We start from the raw sequence: 19,568 nt of genomic DNA, 5'->3' as shown, positions 1-19,568 counted from the left end.
AAATATAACAGAGCATTATTCAATTGTTAATCTATTCACCTAAGTTGATACAATATAGATCATTTTTAACTCAATCAGTTTAGAGATTAAGCCACCATTTTCTGTTGTATATAATAATCCAACAAGGCAAAAAAAGTGGTCATATTGGGAATCTCAGATACTGCAATTTTAAAAAAATTACCTCGCACAGCTTTTTTCCGTATATAGAAAAAGCCATTCTCAATGCCGAAATCTTCTATTTCACTATAGGTTAACATCTTATTTTTATAGGCAACGCCTGAGGCTGAAACTTTTAACGCACCAAAAGTTAGACTACTTTTTTCCTGTAGGGATTTTTCAATTTGCGGTTGTAAATTTTTCAACTCGATTTGGATCAAACGTTCTCTCAAGTCCTCCACATCTTTAATATTACTGTTGGCTTTGACCTGTTGATGACCATTTTTCACAGTAATATAAGTATGCTGACCTGTAGGAATACCTTGTATATTCACTTGTACAAATTTATAAAAATATTCAGTTCGTGCATTTAATGGTACAGAAATACTGCCAAATAAACTCTCTTTACGCAGTTCATGGGGTGACAAAATAATTTTTTCTTTAAAACCCCACAGCCAAACCAATATAAGACTCAACATACTCACTCCCACAACCAGTGTTTCTGATGACCCTAAAAAAGCGATGAACAACAATATACTCGTTGCCATAATTCTTAAAATAAAGGTTTGTCTATATTTTACAGTGATTCGATTTCGCATTATTTTCCCCAAGTTTTAATCATTTCTCTAAATTTTTACAACATTATTAATCTAGTTGTTGCAATAGTCAGCAAATAAAAATTTTATATGAGTTAAATATTTATATCGTTTTTTTGGTTAAACAATAGAGCTTTTTAGAATAATAAAATCAATTACAGACTTTCTTTTAAAGCTTCATTCATCCAAGTCTGTACGGCGGGTACATTTAAAATCGTTTGCATATAGTGTTGACTACTTTCACTAACAGGTAAGCCATAACTTTTAAAACGCATGACTACGGGTGCATAAAAAGCATCTGCAATGCTAAATTCATTGCCACATAAAAAACCATTTTCATTTGGACGTTGTGACCACATCTCATCAATACGTTTGATCTCTGCTTGTAAATCTACATTTGCATGAAAAAGTTGTTGCCCAAGCCCACTTAAATCTTGCGCAATATTCATTGGGCAAAAGTTACGTAAGGTCATAAAACCACTATGCATTTCCGCACAAATCGCACGTGCATAAGCACGCATTTTAAAATCATCCACCCACAAATGCCGTTCAGGAAATCGTTCTGCTAAATATTCACAAATCGCCAACGTGTCCCAAATGATCAAATCCTCATGCTTTAAGACAGGAACTTTACCTACAGGTGTGATTTTCGCTAAGGTTTGTTTGAAATTTTGTTCAGGTAAAAAATCATCATAAGGAACAACATGTTCAGTAAATGGGATTTTAAAATGTTTGAGTACCAACCACGCTCGCATCGACCAAGTCGAGTAGTTTTTATTTCCAATATATAAATCCATCTTATTTTCCTATATTTTATTTTTGATATTTTTAGATAAATAAAAAGAGCAACATCATGCTGCTCTGTTTAAATTTGCATTGCAAGTGCTTATTTAGAACAAGAATGAAACACCAAATCCTGCATTATAACTACGATCTTGACCGTCTAAATCCACTCCGATGCTACCATCAAGTTGAGTACGATCATTCAACGTATAAATCAGACCTGAAGCCAAACCATATTGGTAATCTTCGCTCTCACCTTTACGGTAAATAAACTCAGAAAAACCTGATAAATTTCCTGCAATTTTATAACCAATTGTTGGAATCGCAGTCACAGACCAGTCACTATCTTGTACAGCATAGTTCATGGTAATACCTGTAGTGACTAAGTCGTTATATTTATAGTCGAGTGAAGTACCTACACTATAAATATCATCTTCGTTGCTAAAACCGTCATTGCCTGTTGCGATGATCGCTTGCGCTAAGACAGCCATAGACAGTTTGTCATCGTCTAAATCAATCGCTTTCTTTAAACCGATGCTGACATCACCCAAACCATCATCATCAATTTTTTCACCTTTATACTTAGTTTGTGTCCATGCAGGTCCTGCCCAACCCAATTGGAGCTCTAAACCTGATGCCAAACCTGTACGCAGTAACATATCGCCATTTAAGGTTACCGTTTTTGCCTTTGCGCCATCTATCGTAGTTTCTGTATAGCTTGCAGTCGGTAAGCCCTGTTCCCAAGCCACTTGGCCGACTGGGGTGATGCCTGTGCTAAAACCAGCACCAGGACGGTCAAATGAAAACTCTGCAGCAAAGCTACTCATGCTCACACTTGCTGCAAGCATCATGATGATTTTATTAGGTATTGTCATACTGTTACTCAGTTAAGCTAATTCTTTAGACATTTTGGCGCCGTGGCTACGCAATAACTCTAAAGTTTCTTTCTCTTCAGGTAAAGCCTGTGACCAATCAATTTGATCAAAATCTTGATCAAAAAATAAATCACAAATCGAAGTAAGAATCGTTTTTCCCTCTTCATCTTTGCTATTTACATCAACTTTGAGTTCTAGCAAGCGTTTCACCGCAGGAACACATGCAGCACTTGCAGCATCCCAAAGTGGACCATAACACTCTTCTGCGTCCCAAAGATGAAAATTAGCTTTCGCTTGAATGAGTTGCTCTAAAATATCTAAATGAACTTGTAACTGTGCTTGTTTTTGCTCTGCGCTTAATGGTTGACCTGCTTCATAAGCCTCGCATACAACTTCCCACCATTGAAATAAACCATCTGACCAAACGGATACTGCTGGCCCTTTCTCAGGTTCAATAAAATTAGGGTCTAAACCCTCTGCCAAGAGTCGCTTTACTTGTTCAAGGTCTAATGCTTCTATAGCCTGTAAAAAGTTTTGTTGTGGCGCAGTCAGCATATGCTTATCTCATTTTGGGTTTCAATATATGACTATTATGCCGAAAAATAAAAAGGATAGTTCAAGTAATTATTAGCCTGCTGATTTTGTAAAATTTTATGCCATTTTTTGTTGCTTTATGACCAAAACTTTTAATTCAGCCATAAAAAAAGCCCCTTTCGGGGCTTCTTCACTAAGCTTCACCAGCTTCTAAATCAGAATCACTAAATTCAAGTTTTCCACCACGAGGGTTCTCTTTTTTCTCAAGCACATGTTCAATGCTACGTTTAATACGATCAATCGCACCATGTAATGCAAGATCAATATTTTTAGCTTTATGTGTAACAACAACAGGTTTTAAGCCAGCAGCTTTCGCTTCGATCATGCAACGAATATCGTCATCACCGCCTTTGTCCCCATTTTCATCACTGATATGAACCGAAAATTGTGTAATACGCTCACTATGACGTTGAAATTCTTGATTTAACTCGTCGCGCACATATGTAATTAAACGATCACTATTTTGAATATTTTTATCTGTACGGATTTCAATGTTCATAAATATCAACCTCTTCTAACAATTTTATATTTTCAATAAATTTAAAAAATCATTTATGTGTATGTGCAAAACTTTCTTATGTTGGCACGTTGGGTTCTTGCTGATCTTTCAGCTTTGAGTACATCTTCATTTGAATTTTGGTCGCAACCTCCATCATGAATGATGAACACTTTGGAGAAATTTCCGTGTCCTTATATCTTCAATATCGGGCTATATTGAAAAATATGCAAGGGGATTTTGAAAATATTTATGAAAACAATATGAAAAATGACAAGTTGTTACTTTATTTTCTAATTTAATGATTTAATTATCTTTTTTACTTTATAGTTTTACACTTCTCACACATTTAAAAATCGTTTAAAAAACATACTTGCGCAGTTTAACAGGTATTAATATCCGAGTAATATTCTCCTTTTTTAGGGCTTTTTAAAAGCTCGAAAATTACATAATAATTCACTTTTTCGAGCATTTCGGCTTTATTTTTGCTTAAGAATCTGTATCCTTGTTACGCTTTCTTGGGGGAAGATATTTTCATGAAATTTACACACTTTGCTGCGCTATGCGCACTGGCTTCAACTGCAACTTTGGCTCAGGCTAATCCTATTGTATGGCAAGATTTCAGCTTAACTGGTCTTTATGGTGAAAACTATGAAGTAGGTACTGGAGATCGTACAACGGTTACGGCTGAATACGCAGCAAAATTGAAATATGCTGATGTATTTTTCTTCGTAGATCACCAACTCGATGGCGATGATGAACAAAATACCTATTTTGAATTATCACCTCGTTTAAGTTTGGGTGAAGTAACAGGTCAAAAAATGTCTTTTGGTCCAGTCAAAGATGTACTCATCGCAACGACTTGGGAACATAACGCAGGCTACGACCTTAACCAAGAATTCAACAACTTCTTATATGGTGTTGGTTTTGACCTTGCTATTCCTTATACACAGTTTGCTAGCATTAACTTCTATAAAGCTGACAATGACAAACAAGATGATGATTATCAAATGACCATCACCTATGGCGTGCCATTTAAATTAGGTTCAGAAGACTTCATTGTTGATGGCTTCCTAGACTGGTCAACTGCTGAAGATGATCATGCCAGCGAACTCAACTGGACAACGCAGTGGAAATGGAATGCAGGTAAACACATTTCACCTAAAACCAAACTTTATGTTGGTATCGAACATTCTGTTTGGAATAACAAATACGGTATCAAAGGCGTTGACCAAAATGACGTAAGTGCCTTAGTGAAATATCATTTCTAATTCACACAATATTCTGATTTAAAAGCAAGATTTCGATCTTGCTTTTTTATTTTCAAAAGCGTAAAAATCTTTGAATCCCTTATTTTTTTATTGTTCTCATTTGCTATGAATTTTCAAATTCGCCCAGCCCAAGCACACGATTTAATTCATATTATGCAAATTTATAATCAAGAAATCGCGACAGGCTTAGCGACATGGAACAGTCAAGAGAAAAGTCTAGAGGATTATCAAAACTGGTGGAATGAATTACAAAGCCAAAATTTTCCTATTTTTGTTGCGGAAGAAATTTCAACTCAACGTATTGCAGGCTATTCAGATTATGCCAGTTTTCGAGCAATTCACGGCTATAAACAAACAGTTGAGCATTCAGTTTATATTGACCCACAATTTGCACGACAAGGTTTAGGCAAACTGTTATTAAAAAAGCTAATCGAACATGCGCAGCAAAACCATATTCACGTCATGATCGCAGCAATCGACCATAAAAATGTCGCGTCTATTCAACTGCATCAAACTTTAGGCTTTCAACAAACAGGTTATATGCCGCAAGTTGGACAAAAATTTGGACAATGGCGTGATTTAGTTTTAATGCAACTCGTATTAGATACTGAAATGATTTGATTTTTTAAATTCAGCAAAGCATGAAAATAAAAAAAATCACTTTCAGCAATTGCTGAATTATTTTTTAGAGAATTGTCTTATATAAAATATAAGCTACTGATTTTTATTAAATAACATTTATGGCATGTTTCTTGACTATCTAAACGTACAACGATAAGGAATCCATCGTTGTTTTTTGATATTCATGGAGATGACAATGAAAAAATGTATCTTACTCTGCCTAGGATTAACTGCATTTTCCAATACTTATGCTGAAATAGACCTGAGTAAATTTAAAGCACGTTTAGGGGTGACGCTGATTGAGCCAAAAGACCACCCAGGCAATTTATACGATGGTACAGCCACCAGTATTTCGCGAAGTTATGCGTTAACTGCATCTAATTTGTATTTTGTCACCCCCAATGTCGCTGTAGATCTCTTGGTTGGAACTGCACCAAAGCATCGTATCTATGGCAATGGTGAAAAAATTGGTTATACCCGTTATTTACCACCAACCTTGAGCGTGCAATATAACTTCAATCCAGATGGAAAATTCAATCCTTATGTCGGTGCTGGGGTCAATTATACCTATTACTTCAATGAAAAATTGATCAGCAATGACAAGCTCAATATCAGTAATTCTTTTGGCTATGCCGCAACGCTGGGTATGGATTATAACATCAATAAAAATATAAGCTTAGGTACAGAAATTCGCTATATTGATGTCAATTCTGATATTGAAATTAATGGTACTAAGGTCGGTAGTGGCGATGTTAATCCAATGCTCTATACACTGACACTCGGTTATAAATTTTAAAATTTTTAGGCTGTAACTTTCCCCACAATGAAGTCTAAGGGCTTCATTGTCTTTTCAAATTTTGACAGTATAAGCTCAGATATTTTGCTATAAATAATCAATTTAAAATTTTTAATGTTGAATAAAAATGCAAAAAATCATTATTTTTTCGAGTGCTATATTCTCTTTTTCTGTCCTGCAAAATGCACATGCTGAATCTTCCTCTTTTCAACAAGACTTACAGCAAGGATGCCAAGCAGTAAAGACTGAAGCAGCATTAGGCAAAAAATTATATGACCAAAAAAATTATAAAAAAGCCTTAGAACATTTTCAAACCCAAGCAGCGTGGACATCTTTTTGTCTGAGTAATGCAGATGAAACCTCTGTTAAATTTTCTGAAAATAATGTGATTACGGCACAAAATAATGTGGCACTGACGTATGCCAAATTAGGAAAACCCATGTGGGCAAGAACATGGCTAATGATCAACAAAAATGCAAAGTCCAATCAGTTTAATTTAAAAAATCTTGTGAAACCTAAAATTTCAAATGATTTATCAGGGGAATATGTCAGTTATGCAGGTTTTGGTGAATGGGATCATATTACAGTTGAACGTGGCAAAAAAGGCTACAACGTAAGCTATTCGGGCGTATATATGGGGTTAAGAAGTCTTATTTATGGCCCAAATATGGGTGAGTTTGATACGACTTTTGCTTTAAATCAAAAACGTGCGATCTATAAATATGAAGATTGTACAATTCAGCTTGATTTTAAAGCAGATAAAAATTTAGGGAATTATATTGAAGTTAAACAGGTTGATGGTGAGTCAGGTTGTGGTTTTGGACATAATGTTTATGCAGGTGGTACATACTATAAAGTGGAGAAATAAATTTAAATCCATTGCCCTATAAGTGAATCCCCAGAAAATATGCTTTAATTGCAACATAATAATTTAAAATTGCAGGGGGATACACATGGCAAAGTTTTTAAATACCAGTGCGACCAATTTCTTCTTAGAAGAATTGATTAAAAATGCAAAAGAACGCTTAATTTTAATCAGTCCATATTTACGTTTAAATGATCGAATTAAAGAACTTTTAGAAGATAAAAATCGTTTAAAAATTGATATTCGTATCGTTTATGGCAAAAGTGATTTACATCCTGATGAAATAAAGTGGATGCAACAACTTGATTATATTCGAGTTAGTTTTTGCAAAAATCTTCATGCGAAATGCTATTTAAATGAAGATAGTTGTATTATTTCTAGTCTAAACTTATATGAATTTAGCCAAGTAAATAACAATGAAATGGGTATTCTTATTAAAAAAGACGATGATATTGATGTATACAAAGATGCTTATGAAGAAGCACAGCGTATTATTCGAATCAGTGATGAAGTCCGCATTTCATTGGATGAAGTGAAAACAGAAAAAGTTGAAGAGTCGCCAAACTCAAATACTCCAAGTGAAAATATAGGTAAATTAACCTCTTCCAAACTTGCAGCAAAACATAAAATTAAAACCAATGAGCTTTTAGATAAATTTGTTGAACTTGGTTTTCTGACATTGAATGAAAATGGTAAACACTATTTAACAGATCAAGGTAAAAATATTGGTGGAGAATTTAGATCAAGCCAATATGGTGGCTATTTTTTATGGTCTGAAAACATGGATATTTAGAAAAAGCCCTTTCGGGCTTTTTCAATTTTAAACGGCTAAATCCGCTAAATTACCTTTCTGTTCTAACCAATGCTTACGATCCGCAGAACGTTTTTTCGCAAGGAGTTTATCCAACAAGCCTGCAGTAAACTGACTATCATCCAAATCTAACTGCACCAAACGGCGAGTATTTGGATCCATCGTAGTTTCACGAAGTTGGCTCGCATTCATCTCACCCAAACCTTTAAATCGCGTGATTTGTGGGTTTTTAGATTTTACTTTCTTTAAGATCGTTTCTAACTCATCCTCATCAAGTGCATAATGCACATCTTTGGCATCATCAATACGGAACAATGGTGGCATGGCGACAAACAAATGCCCTTCTTCCACCAAACTTGGAAAATGTCTAACAAATAAGGCACATAACAAAGTCGCAATATGTAAGCCATCCGAGTCAGCATCGGCAAGGATACAAATTTTGCCATAACGCAATTCTGATAAATCATCACTGCCTGGGTCTACACCGATGGCAATCGCAATATCATGCACTTCCTGAGAAGCCAAAACTTCATCCGAAGATACTTCCCATGTATTTAAAATCTTGCCTCGAATCGGCATGATCGCTTGGAAATTTTTATCACGTGCTTGTTTGGCTGAACCACCCGCAGAGTCACCTTCCACAATAAACAATTCAGACTCTTCTAAAGTATGCCCGACACAATCCGCCAATTTCCCTGGTAAAGCAGGCCCTGAAACGATTTTTTTACGTTCAACTTTTTTCGCTGCTTTTAAACGACGACCTGCTTTGGCAATCGCCATTTCAGCCAGTTGTGTTGCTGTTTCTGAGTTTTGATTGAGCCATAAAGTAAAGGCATCTTTGGCAATATTTAATACAATATTCGATGCTTCACGGCTCGACAGACGTTCTTTAGTTTGCCCTGAAAATTGCGGTTCTTGCAATTTCAACGACAGAATATAATTGACACCATCCCACACATCTTCAGCAGACAGCTTCATATTACGGGGTAATAAATTACGCAATTCACAAAACTCACGTAATGCTTCAGTGACACCTGAACGCAAGCCATTCACATGCGTACCGCCTTGTGCAGTAGGAATCAAGTTTACATAGCTTTCTTGAATTTGCTCGCCACCATCTACATTCCAACAAATTGCAAACTCAGCACTGGCACGTTCTGCTTCACCATTGGCGACAAAAGCAGGATTTGGCAAAATCTCACGGTCTTGGACTTCATCCATCAAATAGTCGACTAAACCATTTTCAAATTGCCATTGAATTTTTTCATCATTGATTTGGTCAACATAATTGATTTCTAAACCAGCAGCTAATACAGCTTTGGCTTTTAAATTATGTTTTAAAGCTTTCAGTGCAAATTTCGGTGAATCAAAATATTTTGCTTCAGGCCAAAAACGAACAATTGTACCTGATGCACGTTTAGGCGCTTTGCCTTCTAAAACTTCAAGTGCCGCGACAGGTTCACCATGTTCGAACGCCATTTTATAGAGATTGCCCTGACGTTGAACTTCTACTTCGACACGATCAGATAGAGCATTTACAACTGAAATACCCACCCCATGTAAACCGCCTGAAAATTGGTAATTATCGGTACTAAATTTACCGCCTGCATGCAGTTTGGTGAGGATAATTTCAATTCCGCTTTGTCCATATTCTGGATGAATATCAACTGGCATCCCGCGTCCATTGTCTTCTACGGACAATGATCCATCTTTATAAACGGTAACCGTAATTTTATTGGCGTGCCCTGCAAGTGCTTCGTCCACAGCATTATCAATAACTTCTTGTGCCAAATGGTTTGGACGTGTGGTATCGGTATACATTCCCGGACGGCGGCGTACAGGATCTAAACCCGATAAAACTTCAAGAGATTGGGCTGTATATTGCGTCACGTTGCAAGTTTCCCTTTTTCAAATTCAATAAAATAGTATAGGGCGTACAGTATCGTATTTTTACTAAAAAAACAGCCTTGATTGTTATCTTCGTTGCTTAATACGACAGTCAGTGACGTAATAACAGTCCAACTAAGCCTATATTTTCTAGAATTAACTTTGATAAAAACCAGACAAAAACTCGATCAGCATCGGGATTTTTTCTGCAAAATCCTCCATGGCATGGTTGCCTTGCATTTCTGTAATCACAAAAGCATTTGGTCTATAAAAAGCTTGTGCTTCACGATAATCTAAAACTTCATCACCTTGTTGTAATAACACTAAAAAATTTTCAGAATGTTGTAATTTTTTTATCGCCGTCTGCTCTAAGAAATTAAGCTGTGTATTATCTAAAGTCCATTTTTCATTGACTTGATAAGGTAACTGCTCTATTCCAAATAATTTTCTAAATAATACCCAAGGCTGTACAGCAGGATTGATCAATACCGCAGGAATATTAAATTTTTCAGCGAGTTGTGTTGCATAAAAACCACCTAAACTGCTCCCGACCAAAGCAACGTCATCCAGCTCCTCAATCATTTTAGAGACAAAATTTGTCACTTGATTGGGAGGGTAATTTAAATCTGGTAAATGCACCTGACATTGACTAAGGTATTGACTATATTCATAAAGCTGTTGCCCCTTTATAGAAAGGGGGCTACTTTGGAAACCGTGTAAATAGATAATATTCATCTAAAACCATTTGCAAATCTAAAAAAGCTCATATAATTTCTAATGTGACATGAGTCACAAAATGTTATAAATTATGTAACGCTGTTTTTATTGTCCGACAAAAAAACGTTGCGTTATAACTTGAAACAGTATCCTAGATAGGTTTCAAGATGATTAATAGAATGACATCATAAGGATATAAGCCTTGATCTCACGCATGCTTTTTATGGGTTTGATCGTATGGAGGATAACAAAATATGGCAAGTTTAACACCACTACACGAAACATATTGTAAATGGGATCGCTCTCCTCCGAGCCAAGCGGATGTATTAGAAGGTTTGGCGCAATTGGTAAGCACCCCTGTAAATGGCGTTGTACAAGATTTGATTCAATCCTTGCAACGTGAAGTTTTACTGAGTGTTTTTGGTTTAAGCAAGCAAAAGGCAAAGCGTTTTCAAGCACGCCCTTATGTTGAGAAAATCTATCAATTTGGTTTTAATTCATTACAAAATTATGGTCATTATTTTTTAGCGCCTAGTTTGCGTAAGGTCATTGAACATTTTCCAAAATTACATAATAAACCTTTAACGCCAACACTCACTTTTTTAGTCAGTGCCTTAAATGGTGTCTTAGGTGACTATCTACTTGCAACCCACAACCCCTTAGCCTTATCTACTGTGTTATATGACCATTATGGTGCGGTGCAACAAGGTGACTTAGCAGGTCGTATGGTGATTTTTACGCATGGTTTATGCATGAATCATTTAGACTGGAGTAGTCGTGGGAATGGCGGAATTGGTGAAAAATTACTTGCTCAACGCGACAATAACACCATGCTGTATGTGCACTACAATACAGGTCGCCGTATTTCTGCCAATGGTCGTTCTTTAGCCAACATGCTTGAGGATTTGGTTAAAAATAATCCACGTATTACCAGTATTGATCTGATCGGACACAGTATGGGCGGCTTAGTTTCTCGTAGTGCATTGTTCTATGGTAAACAAAACATGCACCAATGGATTCATATGGTTGAAAACTTGGTCTGTTTAGGTTCGCCACATCATGGTGCGGTCTTGGAACGTTTTGGTTTTGCATTACAAGATAAAATTGGACATTTCCCCTTAGTCAAACTAGTCAGTCATGTGGTCAATATTCGCAGTAATGGGATTTTAGATTTGCGTTTTGGTAGTGTCCGTGATGATGATTGGGAGCATAATCACGCACGAATCGGCTTGATGGATGACAACCGTAAACCTGCACCGTTACCTTCTTATATCAATACTTTTTTAATCGCAGGTACGCTTGAGTTTGAAAATCGTAAGAATCGTACCTTAAAAGTGATTGGCGATTATTTAGTCAGTGTCAAAAGTGCGCTAGGCGAACATCCAAACCCAAAATTTCAATTGAAATTGCCTGAATCCCACAAAGCTGTCTTCTATGGTCTAAATCATTTTGAATTGCAGTATCATCCGCATGTGGCTGAACAAATTGCCAAATGGTTCTATCCACATCATGATGAGATTGCAGAAGAACAGATTCGTAAATATTTAATTAAATTGGAAAGTTTACAAGGAATCGTGGAAACTTAAGCCAAATTCATAACAGCACAATATCAATAAAAAATGCCAACATTGACGTTGGCATTTTTTATTTTACGCAGGATATTTTCTAAACAATTGCCACAAACTGATCAGTGCCAACACACTAAAAAATGTCAGCGACCATACAGGTAAAGATTGTCCTAAAAATGTCCAATCTATCAAGGCACATTCACCAGAACCTTTCAGGACATTTTCAAACACTGCTTTAAGCGGTAATGTTTCTACCCAATAGTCCAAGCCAGGACCACAGCTAGGGACTTGGTCAGGTGGCAAATTTTGCAACCATACATGACGTCCTGCGATGGCAACTGACCAGCCGATTGCAGCCAAGCCTAAAAAAGCATAAATACGCTTGAGAACATTACTTTTAGGGTTATGTAAAAATGCGATGAGGGAAATTAAGCCCAAACCAATCAAACCAATCCGTTGGAATACACATAAAGGACATGGCTCTAAACCTTGTACATGCTCTAAATACAAAGCAAATGCCATTCCGATCACACTTGCTAAAAATAAAAAACCACTCACGAAGCGATAACGATGCCATTGCATGGCTGTTCCTCTAATTTTTTGATTTCATTCACATCATCTAAACTTGGCTAGATAATCATCAAAACTCAAATCAGTTTCTTGCTCAAGTTGCTGTTGTTGTTGCAATGATGATGTCGCAAGCTCTTCAAAATACGCTAAAGTTTCAGGACTTAATACATGTTGTTGGTAATTTTCTACATGCTGATGTGCCATAGCACTACCAAAACTCCATGTACCCCCATGTCGTAAGGTATCCTCAATCACTTGTGCAGACAAGGTCGCATCTACATTTTGCACACGTTCCTGCATGACCTTTAAAGCATCGGAATACAATGTAGTTGCATAAGTTTGATTGAGCATATCCGCTAAAGCGAACATTTCTTGAAGATGATGCTCTGCCCATTGTGCTAATGGATAATCTTGCCCACCTTCTTGGATGGTTGCATTTGGCGCACGTCCACGATTGACCACTTCATTTTGATTATGTTCAAGCAGGTCTTGCTCTTCTTCCCAAAGCTCAGGACTATCTTTCAGTAGACAATAGAGCGCCAATACTTCCAAGAAACCTGCTGTGGTTTCATTAATCCCGATTGCTACATAAGGGTTTACATCTACCGCACGTAATTCAACATAACCAATACCACGATTTGCCAAAGCTTCAGAAGGTGTTTCCCCTGCTTGAGGAACTTGTTTTGGACGAACCAAGCTATAGTATTCATTTTCAATCTGAAGCACATGGTCATTGATCTGAATCGGCTTACCATCTTCATCATTTAAACCCAAATGGCTAAATTGTGCATACGGGGTATGTACTGCTTTTTGCAACTCAGCAACATAACATTCAAGATTGTTATAATGAATACCCAGTTGTTTTTGTGCAGAATTTTGATAACCAAAACGCCCCATACGCAAGGCAGTCGCATACGGCGTAAACAAGGTGCCTTTGATCAATGGCAATAAATGATGCTCACGCCCAGTCATAAAACATTTACAAACAGATGGACTTGCACCGACCAAATACGTGACCAATGGCGTAAGACGAATAAAGTTACGAATTAAACCCAAATAACGATGACTACGATAATCCTGTAAGTTGAGAGCTTTTAATTTTTCATCTGTTTCATGTTGTTGTAATTGTTCAAATAAATGATCTGGAAATGACACATTATAATGCACACCCGAAATGGTTTGCATACGGCGACCATATCGAATCCCTAAACCATGACGATATAAAGTTTTAAACTGACCAATATTTGATGAACCATATTGTGCCAAACGAATATTTTCTTCTTGTTCATCCAACATGCAAGGCATCGACAAAGGCCATAATTTTTCGCCATTTTCTAAATGACGATGCACCACCGCATGAATATCTGCCAAATAATTTAACGCTTCAGGAATACTCGCTTTCGGTGGCGTGATAAATTCCATCAATGCTTCTGAATAATCAGTCGTAATATGTGGATGCGTCAACGCAGAACCCAAAGCTTTGGGATGATCTGCCTGAGATAAGAAGCCATTGCTTTGCATACGCAAACTTTCACGCTCAATGCCACGTAACATGCCTTGAAATAATTCAGCATTTACCCAAGTTGGCAGAATGGCTTGAGAATTGGCTTCAGATTGACTCATCATTTACTCGCTTATCTTAAAAACGTTTTTAAAATAAAATATTTTTGATGGCGGCAAGTATAACGTGAATTATCGATATACATGCATACTCAAAGTATTTTTAGAAGGAATATTCATTTTTCGGCAATTTTTTATCACAAACTTAGACTTTTAGACATGTGAAATTTGTGATTTGATGAAAGAATTATTGTTAAGAATATGAATCTTTATGAAATATCAAGAAATACTCGATTTTTGGTTTAACCCAGAAACACAACCGTTTTGGTTTGCAAAAAGTGATGACTTTGATCAACAACTTCGAACACGTTTTACAGATATTTTACAACAAGCCAAACAAGCTGAACTTTATACTTGGCGTAAAAATGCTGAAGGACGTTTGGCTGAAATCATTGTTCTTGATCAGTTTTCTCGAAATATTTACCGTGATCAAGCGGCTGCTTTTGCTCAGGATGCACAAGCTTTAACCCTTGCACAAGAAGCGATTCGTTTAGGTTTAGACCAAGATTTACGTCCTGAACAACGCTCATTTTTATATATGCCGTATATGCACAGCGAGTCTAAACTGATTCATGTACAAGCTCTTCAACTTTTTGAAGATTTGGCAAATCCTGTTAATCTTGATTTTGAACAAAAACATAAAGTCATCATTGACCGTTTTGGACGTTATCCGCACCGCAATGCGATCTTAGGGCGAGAATCTACTGCGCAAGAAATTGAGTTTTTAAAACAACCCAATAGTGGTTTTTAAGATAGAGCCATTGCTTAATCGGACACACCAAGATGGAGGGAAATACTTCCATCTTGACTTTGATCTGCTGTATTTAAATTAATAATTTGAAAGCTATCATCATGATTCGTCTTGGTATTGAGCAATGTAAATGTATCTAAAATGCCAGCCAAATGCCCCAATTCAAAATCAATATTTTTCATTTTATTCTGTTCAGTTTCTCTGTTATTTAAAATGATTATACCTCAAATGGATTTAACAAAAATCTGCTTGAAATACATCATTTATCTACCCATTTCAGGCAATATAGAAGACCAAGATTTATTGAGCCATACAAAGGAGCGAAACATGAAAAAGACGCTCATCGGTTTAACGATGGTGGCAATATTAACAATGACAGGTTGTGCCTCTACCCCATCAAAACCGCGTACATTTGATCAACTTGGGCAGTTTTCAACATTACCCCTAAATGCAAATACCTTTAGAATCGGATTTGAAACACGTAACATGAGCTATGGGACTGCTGAAGAAATTACTCTACTTAAAGCAGCGCAAACTACAGTACAAAACGGGTTTCAATTTTTTAAAGTGGTTGATGATCCAAGTAATCGAACACAGCAACCACCACGTAAAGCCGTAGTTTATCCAACACCAAACTATTATCCATATGGTTATCGACGTCATGGTGCTTTCTTTGACCCATTTTATGATATGCCACAAGTCGTCACACTCGATCCAACACAAGTTGCATACACCATTGAATGTTATAAAGACAAAAAATCAGCACCGAATGATGCTTTTGATGCGCGTCTGATTTTACAATCCTTAGGGCAAAAATATGGTGTTAGTCCGACGGGACAAGTATTACAACCACAACCGACTGATGTATCATCAAACAAATAATAATTTTCAGGGTGTTGCATGCGCCAAACCGAAGAAGTGAATGTACCGAGTCTGAATCGCAGTAAACGCTTTGCCACGATTGCTTTAGTTGTAGCAGTCGTGATTTGGATTGCGCTAATTATTTCAGCCAAACTCTTACCTGAATATGTTTGGTTCATTCACATCTTGATGTTGGGTGCAGAAGCAGGCGTCGTTGGTGGCTTAGCGGATTGGTATGCCATTACCGTACTGTTTCGTAATCCTTTTGGCAAAATTCCCATTCCAAAATTTTTACGTGACCACACTGAAATTATCCCTCGCAATAAAGCCCGTATTGCTGAATCAATGGGTAAATTTGTACAGGAAAATTTTCTTTCTCCACAAATTGTGGAAAAAAGTCTACAAAAAACCGATCTCACTTTAGCTGTTGGACAATGGCTTGCTCATCCTAAAAATAACAGCCAAGTCACCGATGTGATTCAACAAACCGTACCGAAAATTTTTGATTTTGTGGGACAGCAGCAGATTGGGAAATTTATTCAAAATAACAGTGTGCAATGGGTAAAAAATACCCGTATCAATCACTTAGCCAGTGAAATGTTACGTGCTGTTTTAGAAAATGATTTCCATCAAGATGTGCTACAACGCGGTTTAGACATGGCACATGAGTGGATGATCAATCATCCTGAACAAACGGAAGATTTAACGCGTCGTTTATTTAAGGAACTGGGGGTTTGGAAACTGGCTAAAGGTGCGAGTTGGATTGGGATTGATGTTCAGCAAAGAACGATTGATTCATTATTAGAAAAAGTTGAAGCCATTTTGGCTGACCCTGAACATCCATTTCGTAAAAAACTTGAAGAAGTAGCCCATGATTTAATGTTGCAATTGGCTGACAATCAAAGTGCTGTCAGTATCCGCTTAAATGAAACTAAAAATGCGTTATTAGACAGTGAATCTGTACTCAATTTCATCACAGGTGCAGTTGTGATTTTATGTGATGCGATCAAAGCTGACTTGACCAAAGAAGACTCTGGCATTGCGATGAATTTACGTGTTGCTATTCAACAAGTTGGTGAAAATTTAATTGAAAATCAGTCTGTCCGCCAGTTATTAAATGAGCGTATGAGTGAAATGGCGATTAATTTAAGTGATCAATACAGTGAAAAAGTAATCAAGTTTATCAGTGAGCGTATCCATGAATGGGACTCTCGCGAAATGATTGATAAGATCGAAAGTGAAGTCGGTGGTGACTTGCACATGATTCGAGTCAATGGCGTTGTAGTTGGTGCATTCATTGGTCTGACTTTGGGTGTGATTCGAGCGGTGATTGATTATTTGATTTGAGCTTTGAATAGTGCTAATTAATTTTTGTGGAACATTGTTTATTTTATAAATGTGGAATGTGAATATTGATTTAAAAAGCTATTCTAGTGGTTTAGGTCTAGAACAAACTTGAATAAGATATTGATGATTATGAGAAAATTTTAATGAATTCTAATAAAATCATTTCGCATAAGGCGTATGATGTTAATTTTAGAACACTTTAATAATAAGGAAAATCTGTATGACTGTTGGTGCAGGGGGGGGCAGTTTTTTTTTACTACTATTTTTATTGATACCTATAGTCTGGCTTTTTTCTATCCTAATAATTAACTCTAAGCGTCTTATTTTTAATTTAATTTTCACTTTAAATCTATTTTTATATGTTCCATCTGTAGCAATAATTGATAGTGTTTTTAATTATTTAAACGAAATTTTATTTCAGAAAGAACTACATGATTTTGAAATGGCAAATATTGTATTTATTTTGACTGGAATAATTCTATCTCTAATTTTAATTAGAGTAGTCAAAATAATATTTAAAAATCAATTACAACAAAATCATATGAAATATATTTATATTTTTGCATTTTATCCTACTGCTTTTTTTATCCTATTTCGTTGGATTTCCTTGGGATATCTGACTTGGTAAATAATAAAAACCCTCTATTTAACATAATGGGCATTATGTTAAGTCTCTTTTAAAAAATTATTTTTCAATAGTTTATAGTTAATTATGTCAGTCAGTGCTCCCTAAAACACCCCACCGATACATCTTGAACGCTTTTTAAACAAATTTGTCACTTTTTGCCTATGATTTTGGTTAAAAAACAGTAAAAATCATAATTACATATAAAAAATAAGTATTTCAGCGAAAATTTTATCCCCATTTTCTGCGGACAACTATTACGATAAATCTTATTTAGTCTTGTACGCTTTGGCGCACAATGATTTAGGGTTTTGCCGAATAGGCAGATTCTGAATAATTTCCTATCATAAATCTATAGCGAGCAGGATGCTCCAAACAATAAAAAAACGCAACAACAAGGAATGTTAAAGGTACGACAGGAGTTATACCTCAAGCATCAAATACGAAAACCTCGACAGGATGTCGAGGTTTTTTTATTCTTGGTCATAGAACCATTTATTCAAGAACCAAAAAATATAACTATTTAGCTCGCAAAAATGACCTGATACACTCACTGAAATACATTAGAAATTCACAGCATCATGATCAAAATCCATTCCAAACTCCCTGCCCAAGGTGTCACGATTTTCAGTACCATGAGTGCAATGGCACAACGCTTAAATGCCCTCAACTTATCTCAAGGCTTTCCAGACTTTGCAGCACCCCCTGAACTCCTGCAAGCCCTGAGTCAAGCGACGTTAGAAGGCAACAATCAATACGCTGCAGGTGATGGTTTACTGGCATTAAGGGAACAAGTTGCACAACAATTTTTAAAAAGAGATCAACTTCAACTCGATCCAATGACTGAAATCACCATCACACCTGGAGCAACCATTGGAATATTTTCAGCGATTCAAGCCATCGTCCACGCAGGCGATGAAGTGATTATTTTCGATCCAAGTTATGACAGCTATGCGCCAAGTGTTCAGCTTGTAGAGGCTAAAGTAATTCATATCCCTTTAACAACACCTGATTTTTCAGTAGATTGGGATCAAGTCAAAGCTGCGATTACGAATAAAACTCGCATGATTATTGTTAATACACCACATAATCCAACAGGAGCGATTTGGTCAAAACAAGATTGGTTAAATTTAATCGAATTAATTCAAGATAAAAATATTGTGGTGCTGTCCGATGAAGTGTATGAACACTTGGTCTTTGATGGACAACAACACTATTCTGCACTGTCATTTCCTGAACTGAGAGAACGTAGTTTTGTGATCGGCTCTTTTGGTAAGACTTTTCATGTCACAGGTTGGAAAACAGGTTATTGCGTGGCTGCGCCTGAGCTGATGAAAGTCTTTCGTCAAGTCTATCAATTTGCCAATTTCTGTGGCGTGACACCGATACAAATCGCTCTTGCCAACTTTATGCAACAACATCCTGAACATATTGAAAATTTAGCCAGTTTTTATCAGCAAAAACGAGATTTCTTTCATCTCGGTTTAGCGCAATCTCGTTTTAAATTTACGCCCTCACAAGGCACATATTTTCAAAATGTAGATTATGCTGAGATTCGCCCTGATTTAAATGATGTTGAAATGTGTAAGTTTTTAGCGGAACAGCATAAAATTGTCGCCATTCCTGTATCGGTTTTTTATCAACAAGCACCTGAAAATCTACGCTTAATTCGGTTTTGTTTTGCCAAAAAACAAGAAACGCTGACTCATGCTTGTGAGATTCTAAATCAGGTTTAAAAAATATCTCAAATTTTAAATT

21 protein-coding genes are annotated in these 19,568 nt (G+C 36.4%); 11 read left to right on the top strand and 10 right to left on the bottom strand.

Annotated features, from left to right (window positions below):
* Positions 1-86: 86 nt before the first annotated feature.
* The 5 genes from HUS24_RS11150 to HUS24_RS11130 all read right to left on the bottom strand — a co-directional run bounded on the left by HUS24_RS11150 (position 87) and on the right by HUS24_RS11130 (position 3,503).
* Positions 87-755 (bottom strand): DUF6585 family protein, encoded by a 669-nt coding sequence (locus tag HUS24_RS11150; RefSeq protein WP_368033914.1) that lies wholly within the window; start codon positions 753-755, stop codon positions 87-89.
* A 152-nt stretch (positions 756-907) separates the two neighbouring features.
* Positions 908-1,549: a glutathione S-transferase family protein gene (locus HUS24_RS11145; RefSeq protein ID WP_173912079.1), complete on the bottom strand. Its 642-nt coding sequence runs from the start codon at positions 1,547-1,549 to the stop codon at positions 908-910.
* A 93-nt stretch (positions 1,550-1,642) separates the two neighbouring features.
* Complete coding sequence (locus HUS24_RS11140) at positions 1,643-2,410, bottom strand: transporter (RefSeq protein ID WP_173912078.1); 768 nt, start codon at positions 2,408-2,410, stop codon at positions 1,643-1,645.
* Positions 2,411-2,422: 12 nt separating this feature from the next.
* Positions 2,423-2,965, bottom strand: a complete 543-nt coding sequence (locus HUS24_RS11135) for an ankyrin repeat domain-containing protein (RefSeq protein WP_173912077.1) — start codon at positions 2,963-2,965, stop codon at positions 2,423-2,425.
* A gap of 172 nt (positions 2,966-3,137) precedes the next feature.
* Positions 3,138-3,503 (bottom strand): HPF/RaiA family ribosome-associated protein, encoded by a 366-nt coding sequence (locus HUS24_RS11130; RefSeq protein WP_173912076.1) that lies wholly within the window; start codon positions 3,501-3,503, stop codon positions 3,138-3,140.
* 533 nt (positions 3,504-4,036) lie between these two features.
* Between HUS24_RS11130 and HUS24_RS11125 the strand changes: the two genes are divergently transcribed.
* The 5 genes from HUS24_RS11125 to HUS24_RS11105 all read left to right on the top strand — a co-directional run bounded on the left by HUS24_RS11125 (position 4,037) and on the right by HUS24_RS11105 (position 7,846).
* Positions 4,037-4,771 (top strand): outer membrane protein OmpK, encoded by a 735-nt coding sequence (locus HUS24_RS11125; protein ID WP_173912075.1) that lies wholly within the window; start codon positions 4,037-4,039, stop codon positions 4,769-4,771.
* Between the two features lie 105 nt (positions 4,772-4,876).
* Positions 4,877-5,392 (top strand): GNAT family N-acetyltransferase, encoded by a 516-nt coding sequence (locus HUS24_RS11120; RefSeq protein ID WP_173912074.1) that lies wholly within the window; start codon positions 4,877-4,879, stop codon positions 5,390-5,392.
* A gap of 196 nt (positions 5,393-5,588) precedes the next feature.
* Entirely contained in the window at positions 5,589-6,188 is a 600-nt protein-coding gene (locus tag HUS24_RS11115) for an OmpW family protein (RefSeq protein WP_173912073.1), read from the top strand.
* Between the two features lie 127 nt (positions 6,189-6,315).
* Entirely contained in the window at positions 6,316-7,056 is a 741-nt protein-coding gene (locus HUS24_RS11110) for a hypothetical protein (RefSeq protein WP_173912072.1), read from the top strand.
* 85 nt (positions 7,057-7,141) lie between these two features.
* The gene (locus HUS24_RS11105; RefSeq protein ID WP_065993859.1) at positions 7,142-7,846 is read left to right on the top strand and encodes a phospholipase D family protein; all 705 of its coding nucleotides are present in this window, start codon (positions 7,142-7,144) and stop codon (positions 7,844-7,846) included.
* Positions 7,847-7,873: 27 nt separating this feature from the next.
* Here HUS24_RS11105 and parE read toward each other — a convergent pair whose 3' ends face one another.
* Both parE and HUS24_RS11095 read right to left on the bottom strand, forming a co-directional pair.
* Entirely contained in the window at positions 7,874-9,754 is a 1,881-nt protein-coding gene (gene parE / locus HUS24_RS11100; RefSeq protein WP_173912071.1) for a DNA topoisomerase IV subunit B, read from the bottom strand.
* A 153-nt stretch (positions 9,755-9,907) separates the two neighbouring features.
* Positions 9,908-10,486, bottom strand: a complete 579-nt coding sequence (locus HUS24_RS11095; RefSeq protein WP_173912070.1) for a YqiA/YcfP family alpha/beta fold hydrolase — start codon at positions 10,484-10,486, stop codon at positions 9,908-9,910.
* Positions 10,487-10,722: 236 nt separating this feature from the next.
* Here HUS24_RS11095 and HUS24_RS11090 point away from each other — a divergent pair, with 236 nt between their 5' ends.
* The gene (locus tag HUS24_RS11090) at positions 10,723-12,054 is read left to right on the top strand and encodes an alpha/beta hydrolase (protein ID WP_173912069.1); all 1,332 of its coding nucleotides are present in this window, start codon (positions 10,723-10,725) and stop codon (positions 12,052-12,054) included.
* 63 nt (positions 12,055-12,117) lie between these two features.
* On the opposite strand, the gene HUS24_RS11085 is transcribed toward HUS24_RS11090, so the two are convergent.
* Both HUS24_RS11085 and gshA read right to left on the bottom strand, forming a co-directional pair.
* Positions 12,118-12,618 (bottom strand): disulfide bond formation protein B, encoded by a 501-nt coding sequence (locus tag HUS24_RS11085; protein ID WP_173912068.1) that lies wholly within the window; start codon positions 12,616-12,618, stop codon positions 12,118-12,120.
* A gap of 33 nt (positions 12,619-12,651) precedes the next feature.
* Positions 12,652-14,229 carry a glutamate--cysteine ligase gene (gene gshA / locus HUS24_RS11080; RefSeq protein WP_173912550.1) on the bottom strand — a complete coding sequence of 526 codons (1,578 nt, stop codon included), beginning with the start codon at positions 14,227-14,229 and terminating at the stop codon, positions 12,652-12,654.
* Between the two features lie 208 nt (positions 14,230-14,437).
* Here gshA and HUS24_RS11075 point away from each other — a divergent pair, with 208 nt between their 5' ends.
* Complete coding sequence (locus HUS24_RS11075; protein ID WP_173912067.1) at positions 14,438-14,977, top strand: DUF924 family protein; 540 nt, start codon at positions 14,438-14,440, stop codon at positions 14,975-14,977.
* Positions 14,978-14,991: 14 nt separating this feature from the next.
* Here HUS24_RS11075 and HUS24_RS11070 read toward each other — a convergent pair whose 3' ends face one another.
* Positions 14,992-15,159 (bottom strand): hypothetical protein, encoded by a 168-nt coding sequence (locus HUS24_RS11070; protein ID WP_173912066.1) that lies wholly within the window; start codon positions 15,157-15,159, stop codon positions 14,992-14,994.
* A 145-nt stretch (positions 15,160-15,304) separates the two neighbouring features.
* On the opposite strand from HUS24_RS11070, the gene HUS24_RS11065 reads away from it, so the two are divergent.
* The 4 genes from HUS24_RS11065 to HUS24_RS11050 all read left to right on the top strand — a co-directional run bounded on the left by HUS24_RS11065 (position 15,305) and on the right by HUS24_RS11050 (position 19,546).
* Positions 15,305-15,859 carry a hypothetical protein gene (locus HUS24_RS11065; RefSeq protein WP_173912065.1) on the top strand — a complete coding sequence of 185 codons (555 nt, stop codon included), beginning with the start codon at positions 15,305-15,307 and terminating at the stop codon, positions 15,857-15,859.
* 18 nt (positions 15,860-15,877) lie between these two features.
* On the top strand, positions 15,878-17,185 hold the full coding sequence (locus HUS24_RS11060; protein ID WP_173912064.1) for a DUF445 domain-containing protein: 1,308 nt from the start codon (positions 15,878-15,880) through the stop codon (positions 17,183-17,185).
* Between the two features lie 220 nt (positions 17,186-17,405).
* Positions 17,406-17,813, top strand: a complete 408-nt coding sequence (locus tag HUS24_RS11055; protein ID WP_173912063.1) for a hypothetical protein — start codon at positions 17,406-17,408, stop codon at positions 17,811-17,813.
* Between the two features lie 578 nt (positions 17,814-18,391).
* Positions 18,392-19,546 (top strand): methionine aminotransferase, encoded by a 1,155-nt coding sequence (locus HUS24_RS11050; RefSeq protein ID WP_173912062.1) that lies wholly within the window; start codon positions 18,392-18,394, stop codon positions 19,544-19,546.
* Positions 19,547-19,568: the final 22 nt, after the last annotated feature.

The sequence above is a fragment of the Acinetobacter sp. Marseille-Q1618 genome, from assembly GCF_902809855.1.
Taxonomy (GTDB): domain Bacteria; phylum Pseudomonadota; class Gammaproteobacteria; order Pseudomonadales; family Moraxellaceae; genus Acinetobacter.
Note: the sequence above shows the minus strand (reverse complement) of the source record. Positions and strands in the feature narration are given on the sequence as shown.